Genomic DNA, 22,187 nt, shown 5'->3' with positions numbered 1-22,187 from the left:
GGAGAAACCCGTGCCCGAAGCAGTCATCGAGGTACCGGCTCCATAATGTCTTCATGACGATCGCCGATCTAATTGCCGCAGCGCGCAACGGATCTCAGCGCGCGGCGGGTCGGCTGCTCAGCCTCGTGGAGGGCGACCAGCGCGACGAGGTGCTGGCCGGCATCGGTCCGGCAAGCGCTCTCACCGTGCGTGTGGTCGGAATTACCGGTCCGCCCGGCGCGGGTAAGTCGACGACGGTTGCGGCCCTCGTCGGCGCGTATCGCGAGCGGGGCTCCCGGGTGGCCGTGTTGGCCGTCGACCCGTCGTCGCCGTTCAGCGGCGGGGCGCTACTGGGTGACCGCATTCGGATGGCCGCGCATATCAATGACTCTGACGTGCTGATCCGCTCGGTGGCAAGTCGCGGACATCTCGGAGGCTTGGCGGCCGCGGTACCGGCGGCCATCCGCCTGCTGGGTGCGATCGGGTACGACTTGGTGCTGCTGGAAACCGTGGGGGTGGGGCAGTCGGAGATCGAGATCGCCGCCGTCGCCGACCCCACCATCGTGATCCTCAACCCCGGAGCGGGAGACGCCGTCCAGGCCGCCAAGGCCGGGGTGCTCGAAGTCGCCGACATCGTCGCGGTCAACAAGGCCGACCGCGAAGGTGCCGAACAGACCGTGCGGGACCTGCGCGCTGAAACCAAGGCGCCCATCGTCAGCCTGATCGCCGCACGAGGTGAGGGTGTCGCCGACCTCGTCGCCGTCATCGACGACCACCACCGCACCGACAACCGTGAGCGTCGGGTGGCGCGAGCCCGCGCTCAAATCCTGTCCCTGGCCCAAAGCCAGTTGAGGACCCGGGCGGGCCTCGACGCGCTCGCCCAGTCGGTGGTCGACGGCCAGGACGACCCGTACTCGGCCGCCGCGCGACTGCTGTTACGCGCAGGTCAGGGCCAGGATTGAGGCTTGCATGTCCCCCGATCGGGGGAACGGGCTTTCATCCGGATTCCGGCCCGATCAGCGGAGGTTTAGCCAGCTGGAGCGGCCTAACTTAACTCTTGTATCCACGACGAGTTAAGGAGACCCGCAAGATGACTCGCACACCCGAACTGTCCGCGGCACGGTTGCGTGACCAGGTGGAGATGTACCGCCAAATGTGGGTCCTGCGCCTGCTCGACATGGCGGTGGAGGAGTTGCGCATCGACGGTCGCCTCAACCAGCCCGTCCAGGCCGCATTCGGCCAGGAGGCCGTTGCCATCGGAACCGCGGCGGCACTTCGCCCGGGTGACGTCATGACCACCGGCATCGTTCATCTGCAGCACGCTCAGCAGGTCGCTTGCGCGCTCCCGCTGGGCCCGGCCATCGCCGCGCTGTCCGGGCCGGGCTTCGGTCCGGACGATGACGAGGACGCTTCGTTCGCGGCGTCGGTTCGCGGGTTGTCGGCAACCCAAAGTGCTTTGCAGCAGTCCCCGCTGCTGGCCGTCGGACATGCCTACGGCAAGCAATTGCTCGACGATGGCCGGGTTACGGTGTGCGCCATGGAAACTCGTGACGTGAAGTCCGCGGACTTCGCCGAGGCCGCGCACATCGCGGTGTCCTGGCAGCTTCCGGTGGTGTTCGTCGTCGAGAACGCCCGTCAGGACAACTACGCGGCCGAGTGCCACGGCATCCCGGTGCTCTCTGTCGACGGCAACGACGTTGAGGCGGTTCGTGACTCGGTCGCCGAGGCAGTGCGACGCGCGGGCGAGGGCGGGGGTCCCGTTCTGGTTCAGGCGATGACAAAGCGTACGAACGGCGTCTCCTCGGTCGACCCCCTGGTCTTCGAAAGGCAGCGCCTGATCGGCGCCGGCATCAGCGCCGGCCACCTCTACGAGCTGGAGCGCCGGGCTCGGCACCTGGTCGCCGAGGCCGAAGCCCACGCCAAAGCGATGCTGGCCGAAGAGCAGCCGGAGCCGATTCGGGAGCCCGAGGTCTGGCCGGCCGCTAGTTGAGCAGACCTTGGCGCATCGCCTCGGCGACAGCTGCCGCCCGGTCGCTGACCCCGAGCTTCTCGTATAGCCGCTGCACGTGGGTTTTCACTGTGGACGGCGCGACGAACAGCTCGCCGGCGATCGCGGGGATGCTTTGACCGCGCGCAATCCGATTGAGCACCTCGCGCTCGCGAGCGGACAGGACAGGAGCCGACGGTTCGGCTCGTTGCCGAATCTGCGCGGCGAGGCCTCCGGCAAGAGAGGGCGCCACCACGTCGTTCCCGTTCGCGCAATCGAGCACGGCTTTGACGATCTCGGTGCGTGTCGAATCCTTGAGCAGGAAGCCGGCCGCGCCCTGCTGCAGCGCTTGGTACACGATGGCCGCCTCGTCATGGGCGGACAGCAGCAGCACGCGGGTGGGCAAGTCGTTGCTTCGCACCGCGGCGGCCACCTGGGCCCCGTCCATGCCGGGCATCCGGAAGTCGAGCAACGCGACGTCGGGCCGGTGCTCCTTGATCAATTCCAGCGCTTGCGTGCCGTCGTCCGCCTCGCCGACGACGTTCACCTCACCGCTGAGCGCGAGTGCGCGCACCACCCCCTCCCGAAAGAGCGGGTGGTCATCGCCGACAACGACGCTGACCTTCTCGGGCGTTGCTGCGCCGGCCATGGCGGTCAGTGTAGCGGTTTGCCGCACCAGCGCAGATTGTCGCCGCGGAGAACCTGATGGGGGTTTTGCCGCTTAGCCCGGGAGGGGCGCGCACAGATGAGTACTGTGTTCGCGTGGCGGATACCAGCGACGCAGAGCTGCACCGGGTACGCAGGATTCACCAGCTGCGCTCGTATCGGATCGCGTCGGTGATTCGGATCGGCGTGGTGGGGCTGATGATCGCGGCCATGATTATCGGCACCCCGCGGTATGAATGGCCGCAACAGGCCCTATTGATTGTTCTGTACGCACTTGTCGCACAGTTTGCTTTGGCCCGGGCGTTTTCTCCCTTTCAATGGCTCCAGCGGGGGCGCTTGATCGGGATAGGCCGACTCGAGCCATTCGCATTCACCATCGTGGACGTCGCAACGTTGACGGTCTTTCAGGTGTTGTCCACAGACCGCATCGATCCATTGCTGATCATGATGCTGCTGCCCATCTTCATCGGCCTGGATACCTCGTCGCGGCGGGCGGCCGTGGTATTGGCCTGCTCGATGGCCGGGTTTCTTGTTGCGGTGCTGGAAGATCCGTTCATGCGAGAAGAATTCGGACTTGCCGAGTGCTTGTTCCGGTTCACCCTTTACGCCTGCCTCTGCGGCACGGCCTATATGGCGGTGCGGATGGAGGAGCGGCATACACGCGCGATCGCTGGGCTGAGCGCGTTGCGGGAGGAATTGCTGGCTCAGACGATGACCGCGTCCGACGTGCTACAGCGCCGCATTTCGGAATCCATTCACGACGGACCCCTGCAAGACGTGCTGGCCGTGCGGCAGGAGGTCGTCGAACTCAGGGCCGCCTATCCCGGCGATGAACGTGTCGAGCGTGCGCTCTCCGGTCTTCAGATCGCCTCGCAGAGCTTGCGGCAGGCGACTTTTGAGTTACATCCGGCGGTGCTGGAGCAGGCCGGGTTGGGTGCCGCGGTGCAGGAACTGGCCGCTTACACCCAGCGACGGTCGGGCATCGAGGTCAGTACCGACATCGATTATCCGATCCGCGACGAGATCGACCGGATCGTCTTCGGCGCCGTGCGCGAACTGCTGTCCAATGTCGTGCACCACTCGAAGGCCCGGCACGCATCGGTCACGCTGGGGGTGACCGACGGCAAATGTGTGTTGAACGTGACCGACGATGGCGTGGGCTTCAACGCCGAGACCATGGCGCGCCGCCTCGGCGAGGGCCACATCGGATTGGAGTCACACCGGACCCGGGTGGACGCGGCCGGTGGCATCTTTGCGATCCTCGACGCCCCGGTGGGCACTCATATCTGCGTCGAAGTGCCACTGAAGGGATGAACTCCTACTTCAGGTCGACAGACTTTCCGGTGGCGGCGGCGTAACCCGCCCGATAGCCGAAAACCATTGCCGGACCCAGGGTTCCGCCGGCACCTCCGTAGGCGCGGCCGGTCGCCCCGGCCATCGCGTTGCCCGCGGCGAACAGGCCCGGGATCGGTTCCCCATTGACATGCAGGACGCGGCCGTCGTGGTCGGTACGCGGCCCGCCCTTAGTGCCCATCGCCCCGATCGACACCGGCACGGCGTAGTACGGCGCGGTGTCGATCGGGCCGAGCGTCTTGCCGGCAGCCGTGGTGGCGCTGTCATCACCCCAATAGCCGTCGTACGCACTGGAACCGCGGCCGAAGTCCGGATCCGCCCCCGCGGCGACATGGCGGTTCCAGTCGTCGATCGTGCGGATCAGACCTTCGGCGTCGATACCGGTCTTGGCTCCCAATTCGTTCAGGTCCGCGGACTCGCAGAACCAGTCCGGAACCGGCTCGCCGGGAGCGACACCCAGAAATCCGTAGCGCTGCAGGTGAACTGAGTCGAACACTATCCAGCCGCGATCATTGACATAGCCCCCGTGGGGATCCAGGTACTGGAACGCGCCGGCCATCGAGTTGTAATCGCATGCCTCGTTGACGAAGCGGTGTCCGGCTTGGTTGACGATGATGCTTCTCGGCCGGGTCCGCTCCAGTCGCACGCTGCGGCTGCGCTGCTTGCCTTCGATGGTGTCGCCGGGGATCTGCACAATCGGGACCCACCATGCCTCGCCCATGTTGGCCAGATCCGCACCATGTGCCATCGCCATCCGCAGCCCGTCGCCGGTGTTATTCGGCGGCGAGACCGGACCGTGCATCGGGCCGCGCAGGAATGCCTGCACCAGGCCGGGGTCCCACTCGAAGCCGCCGACGGCGAGGACGACCCCGCGGCGCGCGTGCACGTTGATCTGCCTGCTGGCCAAGGCAATTCGCACGCCGGTGATCTCCCCGCCCTCGGCGATGAGTTCCTCGGCGCGAGCGTTGGTGTGCGGGGTCACCCCGGCATCCAGTAAACCCTTGAGCAGTCCCGCGATCAGCGCGGTGCCGGCGACGCACAGGTCGCTGCCTTCCTCGATCTGCACGTGTAGCCGTGCTCGGGTTTCGGCGTCGATACCGACGTTGGACCAGTCGGCGGGAAACGAGGTAATCCGTTGGCCCCACTCGCCGATGTTGTTGAGGTCGAACGGCCCCGCACTCAGGGACCGGCCGCCGGTCGGCTGTCCGCCGGGCAGCTCCGGCCGGTAATCGGGGAAACCGGCGGCGACGTCGAAGCGCAGGGCGCTGTGCTCCTCCACGAATTCCAGCATGGTCGGACCGGTTCGCACGAACGTTTCGAGCAGGGCATCGTCCATCTGCCCGAGGGACTGCGCACGCAGGTACCGCAACGCGTCGGCTTGCGTCAATTCGCCCTCGGGACAACGGTTATGGGCGGGGATCCAGATGATGCCACCCGACACCGCGGTGGTCCCGCCCACGGTCGGGGCCTTCTCGAACACCTCGACGGAGGCGCCGGCGGCCACCGCGGACAGCGCGGCGGGGAGCCCGGCCCCGCCAGTGCCGAGCACGACGACATCGACTTCGGAATCCCAAGACATCAACTGCAATCCCTTCAGCTCAGCAGCTCGGACAACTGCTTCGCGGCTTTGACGACCGCTTCCCTGCCGCGCATCACGACGTCCTCCCGATGGGAGATGAGGTTGATGCACGTCGGCGGGGACGGCGCCGGACGGTGGACCGCCACGGCCAGGCCGTAGGTGTTGGGCTCGATCTCGCCATAGGTCGTCACCCAGCCGCGCTCGCGTGCCCTCGACACCAGTTCCCGTTCACCTGGGCGTGGCGGCAGGCTTGCCAGCAAGGCGATTCCGGCGGCGCCGCGGTCCAGCGGGTACCGGCTGCCCTCGTGGAAGGACAGTTGGTAGGCCACGTGGCTCGGCACGATCACCGCGATCGCCACCTGTTGATCGCCCTCGGCGACCAGTAAGGACACGGTGGTACCCAGCTCGTCGGCCAAGGCCCGCAGCGTCGGCAGACTCAGCTGGCGCACGTTGCGGTCGAATGAGGCACCGAGCACGGCGAGGCCGGCGGCCGGCCGGTATCGCCCGTCGTCGCCCTTGGCCACCAAGCGGAATTGGGACAGTGTCGAGAGCAATCGGTAGGCGATGGTCCGGTGCACGCCGACCTGGTCAGCGAGCTGTTGGACGGTCAGGCCGGTCGGGGAATCCGCCACTATCTGCAGCGCGGTGATTCCCCTCGCGAGCGTTTGCGAGCCGCTACCCGAACTCGTCACAGCCTTGACATACCTCCATACGAGAGCGAAGCTCTAACTTATAACGCACGCCGGTGTGCGATATTCGCACACGGGCTTAGTCTAAAACGAGAACCAGATTTCCACCAGTACCAGCCGGAGAGGAACCGTGGCGGAGTTCGAGAGCATCTGGAGCGACCTGCAGGGTGTCGCGTTTGAGCAGGGCTATCTCAACGCCGGGGGCGTCCGGACCCGCTACTTGCGTGCCGGTGATCCCGCCAAGCCGGTCCTGATGCTGCTCCACGGATCCGGCGGCCACGCCGAGGCGTACGTGCGCAACCTTGCCGCCCACGCCGAGCATTTCTGGACCTGGTCGATCGACATGCTGGGTCACGGGTACACAGACAAGCCGGGTCATCCGCTGGAGGTCAGCCATTACGTCGGGCACCTGATGGCCGTGCTGCGCACCATCGGCGCGAACCGCGCCTACATCAGCGGCGAATCGCTCGGCGGCTGGGTGGCCGCGCGCGCCGCGGTCGATCATCCGGATGTGGTTGAGCGACTGGTCCTTAACACCGCTGGCGGTTCCCAGGCCGATCCGGTCGTGATGCAACGGATCATCACCCTGTCGATGGCGGCCGCCGAGAACCCGACCTGGGAGACGGTGCAAGCGCGCATCAAATGGCTGATGGCCGACAAGTCGAAGGACTACGACGATCTGGTTGCCAGCCGGCAACGGGTATACCGGCAACCGGGATTCGTGTCCGCGATGAGCGACATCATGGCGTTGCAAGACCCCGAGATTCGCGCGCGCAACATTCTCGGCCCGGCCGAATACGGAGCGATCATCGCGCCGACCCTGGTGCTGTGGACCAGTGACGACCCCACCGCCGACGTGACCGAGGGGCGCCGAATGGCGTCGATGATCCCGGGCGCGCGGTTCGAGGTGATGCCCGGCTGTGGTCACTGGCCGCAGTACGAGGACGCCAAAACGTTCAACCAGTTGCATCTCGACTTCCTGCTGGGGCGCTGATGGCGAGCGACGGGCACCAGACGCCGGGCCACGATGTCGACGTGGTCATCGTCGGCGCGGGTCCGGTCGGCTTGACATTGGCCAATATCCTTGGCCTGCAAGGTGTCCGGACCCTGTTGGTCGACGAGCGGGACACGCTGATCGACTACCCCCGCGGGGTCGGCCTGGACGACGAGTCGTTGCGCACCTTCCAGTCGATCGGCCTGGTCGATCGGGTGCTGCCGCACACGGTGCCGAACCAGATTCTGCGTTTCTTCGACGGCAATCGCCGGGTGCTGGCCGAAATGGCGCCGCCCGATTCGCGTTTCGGCTGGCCGAAGCGCAACGGGTTCGTCCAGCCACTCGTCGACGCCGAATTGCTGGCCGGGCTGGACCGATTCGATTGCGTCGAGGTGCGCTGGAGCCGGCCGATGACGGCCTGCCGGCAAAACGCCGACGGCGTCACGGTCGATCTCGGCGGCGAAGGCGCCACCGTGCGGGCCCGCTACGTCGTGGGCTGCGACGGCGGCCGCAGCATGACCCGCCGGATGATGGGCGTGTCGTTCGACGGGACGACGTCCTCGACGCGCTGGCTGGTGGTCGACATCGCCAACGATCCGCTGGGTCACCCGAACAGTGAGGTGGGCGCGGACCCCGAACGTCCCTATGCCTCGATTTCGATCGCGCACGGAATTCGCCGCTTTGAGTTCATGATTCATGCCGACGAGACCGACGAGCAGGCCGAGGATCCGGCGTTCCTCGAGCAGATGCTGGCCCGGATGGTGCCGCGGCCCGACCGGGTCGACGTGATCCGTCGCCGCGTGTACACCCACCACTCGCGCATCGCCGGGGCGTTCCGCAGCGGCCGGCTGCTGCTGGCCGGCGACGCCGCGCACCTGATGCCGGTGTGGCAGGGGCAGGGCTACAACAGCGGCATCCGGGATGCGGCCAACCTGGGCTGGAAGCTGGCCGCGGTGGTCAACGGCCGCGCCCACGACACATTGCTCGACACCTACGACGTGGAGCGCCGCAAGCACGCGCGGGCCATGATCGACCTTTCCACGATGGTGGGCAGGGTCATCTCGCCGACCAACCGGCGCGTCGCCACCGCGCGCGACCTGCTGGTGCGTTCGGCGTCAATTGTGCCGACACTCAAGCGATATGTGCTCGAGATGCGGTTCAAGCCGATGCCACGCTACGAGCACGGGGCCGTCGTGCACTCCGCCCCGCACGGCGCGCAGTCGCCGGTCGGCACGCTGTTCATTCAGCCGCGGGTCGATACCCGGACTCAGCAGGATGTCTTACTGGACGATGTGCTGGGCCCGTGGTTCGCCGTGCTGTGCTGGAACAACAACCCGCGCAAGATTCTCGGTGACGCGGCCTTCGCGAAGTGGAAAGCGTTGGGCGCGCGGTTTGTTGCGTTGCGACCGCAGACTCAGCTGCACTGGCCCGGACACGACGACCCGGATGTCGTCATCGTGGGCGACCGCACCGGGGGGCTCAAGTCCTGGTTCGACGTGCACTCCGAATCGGTGGTGTTCCTGCGCCCCGATCGCTGCATCGCGGGAGCTTGCATCGCCCAGCTCTCGCCCGATCTGAGCGCATCGCTGCTCGATGCCCTCACGCTCATCCCGGGAGGGGGTGATGTCGACAGTGGCAATGGCTCTGTGCTGTATGTCCCACAGCCCGCTCCTGAATCTTCCGGGGCCGTCGCGGGACCTGCTTGACGACGTCGAAGGGGCCATCGCGCAGGCTGCCGAATTCGTCCGCGATTACGATCCCGAACTCGTCGTCATCTTTTCGCCGGATCACTACAACGGATTCTTCTACAAGGCGATGCCACCGTTCTGTATCGGCTTGAACGCCAACGGAGTCGGTGACTACGGCACCCACGCCGGTCCACTCGACGTCCCGGCCGACCTGGCTTCACAGTGCGCGGAGGCAGTGCTCGAGGCGAGCATCGACGTGGCGGTATCGGCCAGCATGGACGTGGATCACGGGACCGTCCAGCCGCTGGAAAAACTCTTCGGCGACGCCCTGTCGCGTCCGGTGATACCGATCTTCGTCAACGCCGTCGCGGTGCCGCTGGGACCGTTGCATCGATGCCGCGCGCTGGGCGCGGCCGTCGGCAAGTATCTGGCCACCCTCGACAAACGGGTCTTGGTGATCGGGTCCGGTGGGCTGTCCCACAGCCCGCCGGTACCGACCCTGGCGACGGCGCCGGAACCGGTGCTGGAGCGCATCGTGGGGGGCCGGCCGATGACGCCGGAGCAGCGACAAGCCCGGCAGGTCGCCGTCATCGAGGCGGCCAGGGCCTTCGCCGGCGGCGAGAGTGACCTGCAACCGCTGAATCCGGCGTGGGATCACCGCTTCCTGGAGATCATCGACGCCGGCCGGCTCGAAGAGTTCAACCTCTGGTCGAACGCCTTCGTGCTCTACGAGGGCGGCAGCTCCGCACACGAAGTCCGTACCTGGATAGCGGCTTTCGCCGTGCTGGAGACCGTGGGCCCGTATGAGACGGCGTTGCGCTACTACAAATCGGCCGAAGAACTGATCGCCGGGTTCGCGATCAGAACGGCGATGCCGGCATGACGAGCGCGAAGATGAACGGCTTCGATCATGTCGTCGACGTGTTGATCGTCGGCTCCGGCGGTGGCGGCATGGCCGCCGCCCTGACCGCGCGCGCGTCCGGCCTCGACGCGTTGGTGATCGAAAAGGCATCGTATTTCGGCGGCTCCACCGCATTGTCGGGTGGCGGCATCTGGGTCCCCGGTGCGCCCGCGCAACGCCGGGAGGGCTACTGTCCGGATCCCGAGGGCGTGGTCGAATACCTGCTCAGGATCACCGAGGGACTGGTCAGCGAGGCGCGCATCCGGCAGTACGTCGAATCGGCGCCGAAAATGCTGGAGTTCCTCGAAGGGCTGTCCGGGTGGTTCGAATTCGTCTGGAAGCCCGACTATGCCGACTACTACCCGGAACTGCCGGGCGCCTCGGAGCTGGGCAGCACCATCAACGTGCCGGCCATCGACCTGCGGAAGCTGGGCGCCGACGAGCACCTTATGCTCAAGCCGCTGGCACTAGCTCCCCGGGGAATCTGGTTGGGCCCCAGAGATCTTCGGACCTTCTACCGGATCAGGCAGACGTGGGCCGGCAAGGGCGTGCTGTTGAAACTCCTCTGGCGGATGTTCAAGGCGAGAGCCTTCAACGAGCGGATGGCCGCGATCGGCCAGTCGCTGGTCGCGCGGTTGCGGTTGGCGCTGCGGGACAGCGGCATTCCGCTGTGGCTGGACGCGCCGATGACCGAGCTGCTCACCAACGCCGACGGATCGGTGACCGGGGCGGTGATCGAACGTGACGGCGCCAGGCAGCGGATCGGTGCGCGCCGCGGCGTCATCCTGGCGTCCGGGGGATTCGATCACGACCTTGCCTGGCGCAAGGAGCAGATGCCCGTTGTGGACCAGGACTGGAGCTTCGGTAACCCCGTCGCGATGGGTGACGGCATTCGCGCGGGCGAAAAGGTGGGCGCCGCGACCGACCTGCTCGACGAGGCGTGGTGGTTCCCGGCGATCCAATGGCCGGACGGCCGAATGCAATTCATGCTCAACGAGCGGATGATGCCGTCGCAATTCATTGTCAACGGCGAAGGTAAGCGGTTCATCAACGAGGCGGCTCCTTACATGGACTTCGGCCACGCGATGATCGATGGGCAGAAGTCCGGTGTCACCCACATTCCGTGCTGGCTGATCACCGATCATCGGTCGTGGAATCGCTACGTCGTCGGTGGTCACCTGCCGCTACCGAAGATTCCGGGTGCTCCGGTGCCCACCGGCCGCAAGATTCCGAAGGCGTGGCTGGAATCCGGTGTGGTCAAGGCGGCGACCAGCTGGGACGAAATGGCGACCAAAATCGGAGTTCCGGCAGTCGAATTGCGGTCCACTGCAGCACGTTTCAACGAACTCGCGCACAACGGCCACGACGACGATTTCAACCGAGGAGACAGCGTTTACGACAACTACTACGGCGACCCGACCTTGCCCAACCCCAACCTGTACCCGTTGGGCGATCCGCCCTACTATGCGTTCCGAATCGTGCTCGGCGACCTCGGCACTTCGGGTGGTCTGCTCACCGACGAATACGCCCGTGTGCTGCGGCCTGACGCGTCCATCGTGCCGGGGTTGTACGCGGTGGGCAACACGTCCGCGCCGGTAATGGGTCGCAGCTATGCGGGCGCCGGGGCGACCATCGGTCCCGCCATGACCTTCGGCTTTGTCGCCGCCAAACACCTTGCCAGCCAGGCCTAGTCTCTTGAGGAGGTAACAATGAAAATTTCACTGTTCTACGAGTTCGCTCTGCCCCGTCCGTGGGCGCCCGACGACGAACATGTCCTGTTGCAGGACTGCCTGAACGAGGTGGAGGCCGCCGACAAGGCGGGATTCTCCACCGTCTGGCTGACCGAGCACCACTTCCTCGAGGAGTACTGCCACTCCACCGCGCCGGAGATCTTCCTGGCCGCGGCCAGCCAGCGAACCAAGAACATTCGGCTCGGGTTCGGCATCATGCATCTGCTGCCCGCGGTCAATCACCCCGCCCGGGTGGCCGAACGCGTCGCGACCATCGACCTGCTTTCCAATGGGCGCGTGGAGTTCGGCACCGGGGAAGGTTCCTCGGTCGGCGAACTCGGCGGATTCGACGTCGACCCCGCCGACAAGCGCGCCCAGTGGGAGGAGTCCCTGGAGGTCGCGATCCGATGCATGATCGAGGAGCCGTTCACGGGTTTCAAGGGTGAGCAGATCCAGATGCCGCCTCGCAACGTCATCCCCAAACCGTTGCAAAAGCCGCACCCGCCCGTCTGGGTCGCCTGCACCCGGCCGGCAAGCGTGCAGATGGCTGCCCAAAAGTGCATTGGGGCACTGAGTTTCGCCTACACCGGACCCGGTCCGCTGACCGACCGGGTCAACGGCTACTACAAAGAATTCGAGGAGAACGGCGTGCCGATCACGCCGCAGATCAACCCGAACATCCTGGCCATCGGCGGTGACTTGTCGATGATGGTCGCCAAGACCGAAGAAGAGGCGCTGCAACGGCTGGGGCAGGGCGGTGGATTCTTCTCGTTCGGGATCATGCACTACTACCTGACCGGAATGCACAGCCCGGGCCGCACCGGAGTGTGGAAGCGCTATCTCGAAGAGGTGGAAAAGGACCCGACGCTGGCCTACGGACCCGGCCGCGGCGCGATCGGATCCCCGGACACCGTGCGCGAGTTCCTGCGCGGGTACGAGGAGAGCGGCGTCGACGAGATCATCCTGCTGCTCAACCCGCGCAGCCACGAAGGCACCATGGAATCCATTGAGCTGATGGGCAAAGAGGTACTGCCCGAGTTCATCGAACGTGACCAGAAAGCGGTGGCGGAGAAGGCCAAGCGGCTGGCACCGGTGATCGAGAAGGTCGAGGCGCGGCGGCCGAAGCCGAGCGCCCCGTTGTTCGACGAAACCTACGCGTTCGGCGGCTTGCCCACCGGGCGCGACAAATTCACCGCCAGCGAGATCCCCGAGGCCATGGCGGAGATCAACGAGGGCCGGGTGCAGGCGGCACAGCGCGCGAAGGAAGAGCAGAAAAAGACATAGCGCCGGAAGATAATCGAGCCGTGGGCGAGATTGACGGGTTGTGGCGCTACGACGGCCGCCGTGCGGTGGTGACCGGATGTGCGTCGGGTATCGGCGAACATGTGGTGCGTCAGCTCAGCGAACTCGGGGCCGAAGTCGTCGGGCTGGACAAGTGGCGACCGTCGTTCGAACTCAACGAGTTTCATGAGGTCGACCTCGCCGACCCGGAGTCGATCGATGGCGCGGTAGCGGGCATCGCCGGGCGGGTCGACGCGTTGTTCAACGTCGCCGGTGTCTCCTCCGGGATCGGCAACCCGGCACTGGTTGCCACGATCAACTTCCTGGGTACCCGCCAGGTCACCGAGGCGCTGGTCCCGAGAATGGTTGCGGGATCGTCGATCGTCAGCGTGTCCTCGCTCGCCGCCGCCGCCTACCGCGAACACGCGGCGGCGGTGGCGCCATTGTTGAATACCGCGACGATGCAAGAGGGTATCGACTGGTGCGACGCGAATCCCGACGTGGTGGGCAACGGCTACCAACTGTCCAAGGAAGCGATCATCTTCTACACGATGCGCAGTGCTGCGCCGTTGGGCGCCAGAGGCATCCGCATCAACTGCTCCGGCCCCGGCGTTACCGAGACGCCGATACTCGATCAGCTGCGCACGGCGTACGGGCAGGGTTTCCTCGACGACATTCCCAAGCCGCTGGGGCGCGTTTCCGACCCCGCCGAGCAGGCAGCCGTGCTGCTCTTCTTGAATAGTGGTGCGGCCAGCTACATCACGGGACAGATCATCTGGGTCGACGGTGGAAACGTGGGCGCGGCGATCGCTCGTGAACTCGAGAAAGGAGCCCCTCCAGATGAGCCGAGCCGACTTGACTGATTTCCGGCGGGTCGCAAGGGACGTCTCCAATTGGGGACGCTGGGGGGACGCCGACGAGCTCGGCACCCTGAATTTCATCACCGAGGACAAGGTCGCGCAGGCCGCCGGTCTGGTCAAGCACGGCAAGGTATTTCCGCTCGGCGTCGACTTCGGCGCCTCAGGTCCGCAGGGCGCCTTCGCGTTTCGGCACAACCCGGTGCACATCATGACCGTCGACGGCGGCGATGTGAATACGCTGGCCAAGTACGGGCCGAGCTGGCCGCGTAATCCAGTGGCTCAGCAGCTCAGCGGCTACATGACGGCCGACAATCCGTTCCGCTTCAACGACGACATCATCATCATGCCGCTGCAAGCGGCAAGCCAATGGGATGCGCTGTCCCACGTGTACTACGACGACCAGCTGTACAACGGCTTCGCGGCGGATTCGGTGACCAGCATGGGCGCCTACCACTGCGGCATCGACAAGGTTGACGTCAAGGGCATCACGTCTCGCGGTGTGCTGCTGGACTTGGTCCGCCATCGGGGAGCGGAGGTGTTCCTCGAAGCCGGAAACCCGATCTCGCCGGAGGAACTCGACGACGTGGTTCGCGCCCAGGGTGTGACCGTCGGTCGGGGCGACATCGTGCTGATCCGGACCGGCTGGTGGACAAGGTTTCTGATGACCGGTAACAGGACCGAGGGCTATTCCGGCCTGGACTGGCGATGTGCCCAGTGGCTGCATGATCACGAGATCGCGGCCGTGGCCGCGGATAACCTTCAGGTCGAAGACCTGGTTTCCGGAGTCGACGGCGTCACCTTCCCCCTGCATCTACTCTGCCTGCGCGACATGGGCATGATCTTCGGCGAATACTGGGATCTCGCCGCGCTGGCGCAGGATTGCGCCGCGGACGGCGTCTACGAGTTCCAGCTCGTCGCCCCGCCGCTGCGGGTGGTCGGCGCGGTCGGCTCTCCCGTGAACCCGATTGCGATCAAGTGATGGACTTTGCGCGCCGGACCATGCTGGTCGACGGTCTTACCACGGGTTACCTGGATGCCGGCAACGGCGATCCGATAGTGCTGCTACACGGCGGCGAGTTCGGCGCCAGCGCCGAACTGGGTTGGGAACGCAACGTTTCCGCGCTGGCCGCACACTACCGGGTGCTGGCTCCGGACATGCTGGGGTATGGAAACTCGGCGAAGGTGATCGACTTCGTGGACGGCCGGGGGATGCGGATACGGCATGTGGCTCGCTTCTGCGAGCTGCTCGGTATCGACTCCGCGCATTTCGTCGGCAACTCGATGGGCGCGATCAACCTGCTCAACGACACCACGTCCGAAGCGCCGCGGTTGCCGGTCCGTAGCCTGACGATCATCTGCGGCGGCGGAGAAATTCAGCAGAACAAGCACTTTGAGGCGCTGCAGGACTACGACGCCAGCCTGGAGGCGATGCGCCGCATCGTGGAAGCCCTGTTTCACGATCCCAGCTATCCGGCCGACGAGGAATACGTGGGGCGCCGCTACGCATCGAGCACCGCGCCGGGGGCGTGGGAAGCGGTGGCCGCGGCCCGATTCCGCCGCCCCGGTTCCTCGCGGCCGCCGACCCCGTCGACCACCCGAGCCTACGAGCGCGTCGGCGTGCCGACGCTGGTGGTCGAAGGGGGAGAGGACAAGCTGTTGCCGCGAGGTTGGGCCGCCGAGATCGCCGAGCAGATCGACGGCGCCCGCTCGACGGTGGTCGTCGGCGCCGGTCACTGTCCGCAGATCGAGCAGCCGTCGACGGTCAACGAATTGCTGCTGGAATTCCTGGCTTCTTAGAAGACGTATTCCAGCCGGGTCATCATTCCGGCGACCTGGTGATAGGTGTTGTGGCAGTGCATCTGCCACACGCCGGGATTATCGGCCACCAGAACGGCCAGGATCTTCTGCTTGGGCAGCACCATCACGGTGTCCTTGCGGGCGCCCAGCGATCCGTCGGGGTTGATCAGCTGGAATGTGTGCCCGTGCAGGTGGATTGGATGATACATCATCGTCGAGTTGTCGAAGGTGATGGTCGGCCGCTGGCCCTGCTGAACGTGCAGCGGATTGGTCTTGCTGTATGGCTCGCCGTTGATCGTCCAGTCGTACTGGACCATGTTGCCGCCCAGCACGACGGGAAGGTTGAGCCCCGGTTCGGGTCGGCTCAACATGACCGACGTTGCGGCGGTGAACATCTCGATCGTTCCTACGCGCCGGTTCAATTCGGCTGGTTGGAACTGCGGATCGGGCGGGCTGCCCTTGCCGGTGGACAGCAGCGCCCGCGCCAGCGCCCCCTTGCCCTCGGCCAAGGCGACCAGCGGGAAGACGCCGTCGGCGGCGGTCACGATGACGTCGTATCGTTCGGCCATCCCGATCAGCAGGGCGTCGACCTGTCTGGGCACCACGGCGTAGCCATCGGTGTGGGTGACCGTCATGGGGTGGCCGGTCAGCGCGACGCGGAAGGTGGTGTCGGAGCCGGTGTTGATGAAGCGGATCCGGATGCGCTGGCCCGGCTTGGCATTGAAGGTGGTGGGAGCCGCGGGAATTCGCCCGTTGATCAGATAGTACGGATAGGCGATGTCTCCGGCGTCGCCGCCAAGCAGGTCGCTGTTTCCGACCCGGGCAGTCGGCGTTGCCGACGCTGATGTCGACGTCGACGTGGGAGTGGTCGACGTCGTCGGGCTGGTCGAAGTGGTCTCGCTGGTCGAGGTGGTAGGGGTTGTCGACGTGGTCGGGGTTGTCGAGGGTGCGGCCGGCATGTTGGACATGCTGGGTTTGTTGGGGTTCGTGAGTTCCTCGTAGAGCTGCTGCGGACTCTTTCCCACGCCATCGGTCCAGTCATCAAGGACGACAACCCATTCGGCGTCGTAGTTGCTTTCGGTGGGGTCATCGATGATGACCGGCAGGTACAGCCCGGTGTCTTCGTCGAGGCCGGTGTGCGGATGTGCCCAGTAGGTGCCCGAGTTCGGTACGGAGAACTGATACGTGAATTCCTGGCCGGCTTCGATGTTCGGGGTGGCCGGTTCCGCGCCATCCATGTTGTTGCGCAACGCGATACCGTGCCAATGCACCGAGGTCATGTGGTCGAGTTTGTTCGAGACCTTGACCACGAGTTCGTCGCCGACGTTGGCCCGGATCAGCGGGCCGGGGATCGTGTCGCCGAAGGCCAGCGTCCGCACGACCGGTCCGCCCAAATCGATCTGGGTCAGCTGCTGGGTCAAGCTGACGTTGACCGTGCGTCCGCTGTGCGGCCGTGCCGCCTCGGCAGCAGCGATCGCGGCGGCCATCTTGTCGGCACTGCTCAGGTCCTGCGACTTGGAATGGCCGCACGCCGCCAGTGTCAATCCACCCGCGATGCTGGCCGCCATGAAGCCGCGCCGGGTCAGCTGCGCCCCGTCGAAGGTAACCCCACTGGTGGGTAGCAGCGGCATTGATCGCTCCTCGTCGTCGGTCGATACGGGCCCGGCGAGTTATACCGTGCTAGGGAGTTAGCCAGAACGCAACCATTGCCGAAGATTTTTCGGCCGCTATCAGCCGGCCTGCTGCCGGGAATCCGCCCAGTTGCTGAAGTTGGTCGGGTAGATCGTGACTTGCTCTCCGTCGATAGGAACGATGCCGCGGTCGTCGAGCAGCGCACCGTAGTAGCGGGCCTGCGGGTCGGTGACCACCTCGCGCGCATCGCCGGTTGCGGCGAACCACGTCCGGATGAAGTCGTCCATCCCCTGCTTGTCGGGGCCGGCGATGTTGATCAGCCCGGCCGGATCGTCGATCGCCGCGCGGGTGACGGCCGTCGCGACGTCTGCGGAGGCGATGGGCTGGAACGCTCCGTGCGGCGCGCGAACAGTGTCGCCGTCGGCCATCGAATCCGCAATGCCGCCAACGAATTCGAAGAACTGCGTCGCGCGCACGATCGTGTTCGGGAATTCCGAGTCCTCGATCACCTTCTCCTGTGCGACCTTGGCCCGCATGTAGCCGCTGTCGGGCAATCGGTCGGCGCCCACGATCGAGAGCGCGACGTGGTGCTGTACGCCGGCGGCTCGCTCCGCTTCGAGGAGGTTGCGGGTCGAGGTGGTGAAAAACTCGAGCACGTCGTCGTCGGCCCAAGACGGGGAATTGGACACGTCCACCACGGTGTGGACACCGGCGACGGCCTCGGTGAGGCCTTCGCCGGTGATGGCGTTGACACCCGAGCGCGGCGAGGCGGGAACGGCTTCGTGGCCCAGGTCGGTGAGCATGGTGACAACCTGGGATCCGATCAGCCCGCTGCCACCGATAACCAAAACCTTCATGAGTACGCCCTCCCAGTTTTCCGATGAACTGCCGTACCCAGCATGGCTGGCGCGCGGCCCGTCCGGAACCCCTATGAGGCCGTTAACGCACGCGTGGACGGAAACCGTCGTCGGTGCTCGCGACCGAATAGCAGGCCGCGGTCGAGATGATCGTCGGCACGATCAGCGCGAGCACGAAGACGAATATGACGAACGCGCGGTTGGGGGTCGTCAGCCAGCCGATCGGAAGGCGCGCCAGGCTGACGGCAAGCCATGAGCCGGCGACGGCGAGGAACAGCGTTCCCACCGTGGCGACCTTGATCGACCGCAATGCCAATTGGGTCGGCTCGGCGGTGTTGGCCAGCGAGCGGTTCAGGGCCTTCGTACGGAAGTAGACCACCACGAAATCGAGCAGGATGGCCAGCGCGCAGAACGTCACGATCGACCCCGTCAGCCACAGCGCGGGCGGGTGCCCGAGCACGAAATGCAGGTAGTCGATGCTTGTCTCGCTCATGATCAACGTCGTCGCCATCGCGGCGCCGAAGGTCAGCCACCCGCCGAGGTCGGCGAGGAAACAGTAGGCGCGGATGTCCGCTGGATCTTCGGCGGGCACCTTGTTCACCGCGTGGCTGGCCAGCATCCAGCCCAGGCCGGCGAACAGTCCGGTGGTGCCGGCCGCGAGCATCCCGGTCGCCAGGTCGCCCTGGGTCCAGGCGATCGCGCAGATGCCCTGCCGGTCGCCGTTGTCGGGCGGGTGGGTGCCGCTGATGAGGCTGAACAGAAAGCTGTCCAACATCAGGATCAGCACCGCCGACGCGAACAGTGCCAGGGTGTGCACGCCTTCTCGGCTGTTGCGGTCGAACAGCAAAGCGATTGCGGTGATGAGGAATCCGCCGAGCACACCGGCGAGCTGTGACGTCGACGCCGCCGACGCGATCATGCTCCATTGGTCGGAGGTGCAGAAAGTATCGGGATTCATCGACGCCGCAATCCGTTGGCCAGGATCCGTTCGTTCACGCAGCAAACACTAATCCAGCAGTGGCAGGCCAATTCCGGGAAAGACTTAAATCAACTGCTTGACTTAACAGTCGCGTGCCCGATTAACTCGTCGGGTGGTCAACGAACTGGATGGCAAGGTCGCCATCGTCACCGGCGGGGCGTCGGGCATCGGTCGCGGCATCGTGGAACGGTTTCTTGCCGAGGGCGCCCGGGTCGTCGTCGCGGACGTCGAGGCCGAGATGGGCGAGCAGCTGGCTGCCACCCTGGGCCCCGGTGCGCTGTTCATCCGGACCGACGTCTCGGATCCCGAACAGGTGCAGGCGCTGGTCGCGACCACCGTCGAGAAGTTCGGCGGGCTGCACGTCATGGTGAACAACGCGGCGGTGTCCAGCCCCTTGCGTCGATTACTCGACGACGACCTGTCGGACTTCCACCGGATCATGGGCGTGAACGTCCTCGGCGTGATGGCCGGTACCCGAGACGCCGCCCGGCACATGGCCGAAAGCGGCGGCGGATCGATCATCAACCTCACTTCGATCGGCGGGATCCAGGCCGGCGGCGGGGTGATGATCTATCGGGCGTCGAAAGCGGCCGTCATCCAATTCACGAAGTCCGCGGCAATTGAGCTGGCGCGCTATGAGATTCGCGTCAACGCGATCGCGCCGGGCAGCATCCCCACGCCGATCCTGGGGAAGTCGGCGGCCGGGATGGACGCGGAGCAGCTGGCCCAGTTCGAGGCGAAGATCCGCCAGGGCATGCGAGACGACCGGCCGCTCAAGCGTGAGGGAACGACCGACGACGTCGCCCAGGCCGCGTTGTATTTCGCGGGCGATCGCTCGCTCTATGTCACCGGAACCGTGCTGCCGGTGGACGGCGGAACCTCGGCCGGCAAGGTGATGCCTTCGAAGAGGCGCGAGGGATGAGGTCTCGGCCCGAGCGCGCCGGTGCCGTCACGTCCGGCGCCGAGCACGACCGCAGCGTCACGCCGAAGGCCGCCGGGCAGACCCGAAATCATTTAAATCAAGCGCTTGACTTAAACCGTTCCAAGCGGTTGACTGGGCCAATGACCGCGGCAGGCAGGGCCGTTCGCACCGAACGGGCCAGCTCCACCCAGGAGGCGATCCTGGTGGCGGCCGAGCGACTGTATGCCGAGCACGGGATGTTCGCGGTGTCCAACCGCCAGGTCAGCGAGGCCGCGGGGCAGGGTAACAACGCCGCGGTGGGCTACCACTTCGGTACCAAGGCCGACCTGGTGCGTGCCATCGAGGAGAAGCACCGCGGACCCGTCGAGGAGCTGCGCGAGCAAATGGTGGTCGACCTGCGGGCGTCGGGCGACTCCGGTGAGCTACGCGCCTGGGTGGCGTGTCTGGTGCGCCCACTCACCGACCACCTCGAGGATCTCGGCAACCCGACCTGGTACGCGCGTTTCGCGGCGCAAGCGATGACCGATCCGGCCTACTACAACATCGTGGTCAAGGGTGCGCTCAGCTCTCCGTCGCTCGTCGAGGTGGTCGACGGTGTCAACCGCTGCTTGCCCAACCTGCCGGCCGATGTGCATTTCGAACGCAACGTCATGGCCCGAAACCTCTTGATGCACACCTGCGCCGATCGCGAGCGTGCGCTTGCCGCAGGCGCCCCGATGGCTCAGCCCTCTTGGCGCGCAGCCGCGTTCGGCCTCATCGACGCAATCGTGGGCCTGTGGCTGGCGCCGGTCACTCCGTACGAATGAAGAGCAAGCTGATGAAAGTTACTGTCGACCAGAACATTTGCGCGTCCTCGGGAAACTGCGTGATGAATGCACCCGAGGTGTTCGACCAGCGCGACGAGGACGGAGTGGTCATCCTGCTCAACGAGCACCCGTCCGCCGAGCAGACCGAAGGGGCCCGTCAGGCCGCCTCGGCGTGCCCAGCCCAGGCAATCTACATCGAGGATTGACATGTCAGACGCACTGACGAGCAGCACGGCCGAGGCCGTGTCAGAGATTCCCGACTACCCGATGGCCCGCGATGAGCGCTGCCCGTTCGCCCCACCCCCGGACGTCATGGCCCTGGCCCACGAGCGGCCACTGTCGCGGGTCCGGATCTGGGACGGCAGCACCCCGTGGCTCATCACGGGCTACGAGCAGGTGTGCGAGCTGTTCTCCGATTCCCGGGTCAGCGTTGACGACCGGGTGCCCGGCTTCCCGCATTGGAACGAAGGCATGCTGTCGACCGTGCACAAGCGGCCCCGGTCGGTGTTCACCGCCGACGGTGACGAGCACACCCGCTACCGGCGGATGCTGTCGAAACCGTTCACCTTCCGGCGCGTGGAAGGCCTGCGGCCCACGATTCAGCAGATCACCGATGACCACATCGACACGATGCTGGCCGGACCGCAGCCCGCGGATGTCGTTGCCGCCATTGCGCTTCCGGTCCCGTCCCTGGTGATCAGCCAGATGCTCGGCGTGCCTTACGAGGACGCCGAGATGTTCCAGGAGCACGCCTCGATGGGGCTGGCGCGCTATGCCACTGGCGCCGACACCGCCAAGGGTGCGATGAGCCTGCACAAGTATCTGGCCCAGCTGGTCGAAACCAAGATGGAGAAACCGGCGGAGGACGCGATCTCGGATCTGGCCGAACGCGTCAAGGCCGGCGAGCTCAGCGTCAAGGAGGCCGCACAGCTCGGTACCGGATTGCTGATCGCCGGGCACGAGACGACCGCGAACATGATTGGGCTCGGAGTGCTTGCGCTGCTTGAGAATCCCGATCAACTTGCCGTGGTCCGCGATGCCGAGGACCCGAAGGTTCTGGCCAGCGCGGTGGAGGAGCTGCTGCGGTACCTGAGCATCATCCAGAATGGGCAGCGTCGCGTTGCCGTCGACGACATCCACATCGCCGGCGAGACAATCCGCGCCGGCGAAGGCATCATCATCGACCTGGCTCCCGCGAACTGGGATCCCGACGTCTTTCCCGAGCCCGATCGGCTTTACGTGCACCGTGCCGGGGCCGACCGCAACGTCGCCTTCGGTTACGGCCGCCATCAGTGCGTGGGCCAGCAGCTCGCGCGGGCGGAACTGCAGATCGTGTTCCAGACGCTCTTGCGTCGCATCCCGACCATGAAACTGGCCGTGCCGTTCGACGAGATCCCGTTCAAGCACGACCGGCTCGCCTACGGCGTCTACGAACTCCCGGTGACCTGGTAAACGAAATCCATTGAGCACCAGCCCGAGATGATCAC

General features: G+C 65.8%; 21 protein-coding genes. 15 read left to right on the top strand and 6 right to left on the bottom strand.

Translation table 11 applies throughout. The features are described from left to right. Nucleotides 1–53: 53 nt before the first annotated feature. Nucleotides 54–941 carry a methylmalonyl Co-A mutase-associated GTPase MeaB gene (gene meaB / locus MAAFP003_RS23760; RefSeq protein WP_096290118.1) on the top strand — a complete coding sequence of 296 codons (888 nt, stop codon included), beginning with the start codon at nt 54–56 and terminating at the stop codon, nt 939–941. Nucleotides 942–1,069: 128 nt separating this feature from the next. Beyond that, entirely contained in the window at nt 1,070–1,969 is a 900-nt protein-coding gene (locus tag MAAFP003_RS23755; RefSeq protein WP_207768601.1) for a thiamine pyrophosphate-dependent enzyme, read from the top strand. On the opposite strand, the gene MAAFP003_RS23750 is transcribed toward MAAFP003_RS23755, so the two are convergent. Further along, nucleotides 1,962–2,615 (bottom strand): response regulator, encoded by a 654-nt coding sequence (locus MAAFP003_RS23750; RefSeq protein WP_096290117.1) that lies wholly within the window; start codon nt 2,613–2,615, stop codon nt 1,962–1,964. The genes MAAFP003_RS23755 and MAAFP003_RS23750 overlap by 8 nt on opposite strands. A gap of 113 nt (nt 2,616–2,728) precedes the next feature. On the opposite strand from MAAFP003_RS23750, the gene MAAFP003_RS23745 reads away from it, so the two are divergent. Further along, nucleotides 2,729–3,946, top strand: a complete 1,218-nt coding sequence (locus MAAFP003_RS23745) for a sensor histidine kinase (RefSeq protein ID WP_165796480.1) — start codon at nt 2,729–2,731, stop codon at nt 3,944–3,946. Between the two features lie 4 nt (nt 3,947–3,950). Here MAAFP003_RS23745 and MAAFP003_RS23740 read toward each other — a convergent pair whose 3' ends face one another. Both MAAFP003_RS23740 and MAAFP003_RS23735 read right to left on the bottom strand, forming a co-directional pair. Further along, nucleotides 3,951–5,564, bottom strand: a complete 1,614-nt coding sequence (locus tag MAAFP003_RS23740) for an FAD-dependent oxidoreductase (RefSeq protein ID WP_096290115.1) — start codon at nt 5,562–5,564, stop codon at nt 3,951–3,953. Between the two features lie 14 nt (nt 5,565–5,578). Further along, the gene (locus MAAFP003_RS23735; protein ID WP_096290114.1) at nt 5,579–6,256 is read right to left on the bottom strand and encodes an IclR family transcriptional regulator; all 678 of its coding nucleotides are present in this window, start codon (nt 6,254–6,256) and stop codon (nt 5,579–5,581) included. Nucleotides 6,257–6,383: 127 nt separating this feature from the next. On the opposite strand from MAAFP003_RS23735, the gene MAAFP003_RS23730 reads away from it, so the two are divergent. The 8 genes from MAAFP003_RS23730 to MAAFP003_RS23695 are packed head-to-tail and all read left to right on the top strand — an operon-like array spanning nt 6,384 to nt 15,504. Continuing rightward, on the top strand, nt 6,384–7,247 hold the full coding sequence (locus tag MAAFP003_RS23730) for an alpha/beta fold hydrolase (protein WP_096290113.1): 864 nt from the start codon (nt 6,384–6,386) through the stop codon (nt 7,245–7,247). After that, on the top strand, nt 7,247–8,953 hold the full coding sequence (locus MAAFP003_RS23725) for a bifunctional 3-(3-hydroxy-phenyl)propionate/3-hydroxycinnamic acid hydroxylase (RefSeq protein WP_096290112.1): 1,707 nt from the start codon (nt 7,247–7,249) through the stop codon (nt 8,951–8,953). Before MAAFP003_RS23730 ends, MAAFP003_RS23725 begins: the two co-directional genes overlap by 1 nt. Continuing rightward, nucleotides 8,901–9,818, top strand: coding sequence for a 3-carboxyethylcatechol 2,3-dioxygenase (locus MAAFP003_RS23720; protein WP_243394183.1), 918 nt, complete (start codon nt 8,901–8,903; stop codon nt 9,816–9,818). The genes MAAFP003_RS23725 and MAAFP003_RS23720 overlap by 53 nt, the downstream gene beginning before the upstream one ends. An 11-nt stretch (nt 9,819–9,829) precedes the next feature. Further along, nucleotides 9,830–11,527: an FAD-binding protein gene (locus tag MAAFP003_RS23715; protein WP_096291366.1), complete on the top strand. Its 1,698-nt coding sequence runs from the start codon at nt 9,830–9,832 to the stop codon at nt 11,525–11,527. A gap of 18 nt (nt 11,528–11,545) precedes the next feature. Then, complete coding sequence (locus MAAFP003_RS23710) at nt 11,546–12,850, top strand: LLM class flavin-dependent oxidoreductase (RefSeq protein WP_096290110.1); 1,305 nt, start codon at nt 11,546–11,548, stop codon at nt 12,848–12,850. A 20-nt stretch (nt 12,851–12,870) separates the two neighbouring features. Continuing rightward, entirely contained in the window at nt 12,871–13,710 is an 840-nt protein-coding gene (locus tag MAAFP003_RS23705) for a coniferyl-alcohol dehydrogenase (protein ID WP_096290109.1), read from the top strand. Then, complete coding sequence (locus MAAFP003_RS23700) at nt 13,688–14,686, top strand: cyclase family protein (RefSeq protein ID WP_096290108.1); 999 nt, start codon at nt 13,688–13,690, stop codon at nt 14,684–14,686. Before MAAFP003_RS23705 ends, MAAFP003_RS23700 begins: the two co-directional genes overlap by 23 nt. After that, the gene (locus tag MAAFP003_RS23695; RefSeq protein ID WP_096290107.1) at nt 14,686–15,504 is read left to right on the top strand and encodes an alpha/beta fold hydrolase; all 819 of its coding nucleotides are present in this window, start codon (nt 14,686–14,688) and stop codon (nt 15,502–15,504) included. Before MAAFP003_RS23700 ends, MAAFP003_RS23695 begins: the two co-directional genes overlap by 1 nt. Here MAAFP003_RS23695 and MAAFP003_RS23690 read toward each other — a convergent pair. The 3 genes from MAAFP003_RS23690 to MAAFP003_RS23680 all read right to left on the bottom strand — a co-directional run bounded on the left by MAAFP003_RS23690 (nt 15,501) and on the right by MAAFP003_RS23680 (nt 18,951). Further along, a complete protein-coding gene (locus MAAFP003_RS23690; RefSeq protein ID WP_096290106.1) occupies nt 15,501–17,135 on the bottom strand; it encodes a multicopper oxidase family protein in 1,635 nt (544 codons plus the stop codon). The two genes, MAAFP003_RS23695 and MAAFP003_RS23690, sit on opposite strands and share 4 nt — an antisense overlap. Nucleotides 17,136–17,234: 99 nt before the next feature. After that, nucleotides 17,235–17,993 (bottom strand): SDR family oxidoreductase, encoded by a 759-nt coding sequence (locus MAAFP003_RS23685; RefSeq protein ID WP_096290105.1) that lies wholly within the window; start codon nt 17,991–17,993, stop codon nt 17,235–17,237. An 82-nt stretch (nt 17,994–18,075) separates the two neighbouring features. Continuing rightward, a complete protein-coding gene (locus tag MAAFP003_RS23680) occupies nt 18,076–18,951 on the bottom strand; it encodes a hypothetical protein (protein ID WP_096290104.1) in 876 nt (291 codons plus the stop codon). A gap of 133 nt (nt 18,952–19,084) precedes the next feature. Here MAAFP003_RS23680 and MAAFP003_RS23675 point away from each other — a divergent pair, with 133 nt between their 5' ends. The 4 genes from MAAFP003_RS23675 to MAAFP003_RS23660 all read left to right on the top strand — a co-directional run bounded on the left by MAAFP003_RS23675 (nt 19,085) and on the right by MAAFP003_RS23660 (nt 22,152). Next, complete coding sequence (locus tag MAAFP003_RS23675) at nt 19,085–19,894, top strand: SDR family NAD(P)-dependent oxidoreductase (RefSeq protein WP_096290103.1); 810 nt, start codon at nt 19,085–19,087, stop codon at nt 19,892–19,894. A gap of 140 nt (nt 19,895–20,034) precedes the next feature. Next, nucleotides 20,035–20,700, top strand: a complete 666-nt coding sequence (locus MAAFP003_RS23670; RefSeq protein ID WP_096290102.1) for a TetR/AcrR family transcriptional regulator — start codon at nt 20,035–20,037, stop codon at nt 20,698–20,700. Between the two features lie 11 nt (nt 20,701–20,711). Then, nucleotides 20,712–20,906 carry a ferredoxin gene (locus MAAFP003_RS23665; RefSeq protein WP_096291365.1) on the top strand — a complete coding sequence of 65 codons (195 nt, stop codon included), beginning with the start codon at nt 20,712–20,714 and terminating at the stop codon, nt 20,904–20,906. Between the two features lies 1 nt (nt 20,907). Next, nucleotides 20,908–22,152, top strand: a complete 1,245-nt coding sequence (locus tag MAAFP003_RS23660) for a cytochrome P450 (protein ID WP_096290101.1) — start codon at nt 20,908–20,910, stop codon at nt 22,150–22,152. Nucleotides 22,153–22,187 lie beyond the last annotated feature (35 nt).

Origin of the sequence: Mycobacterium ahvazicum, from assembly GCF_900176255.2 — a bacterium.
GTDB classification, from domain to species: domain Bacteria; phylum Actinomycetota; class Actinomycetes; order Mycobacteriales; family Mycobacteriaceae; genus Mycobacterium; species Mycobacterium ahvazicum.
Note: the sequence above shows the minus strand (reverse complement) of the source record. Positions and strands in the feature narration are given on the sequence as shown.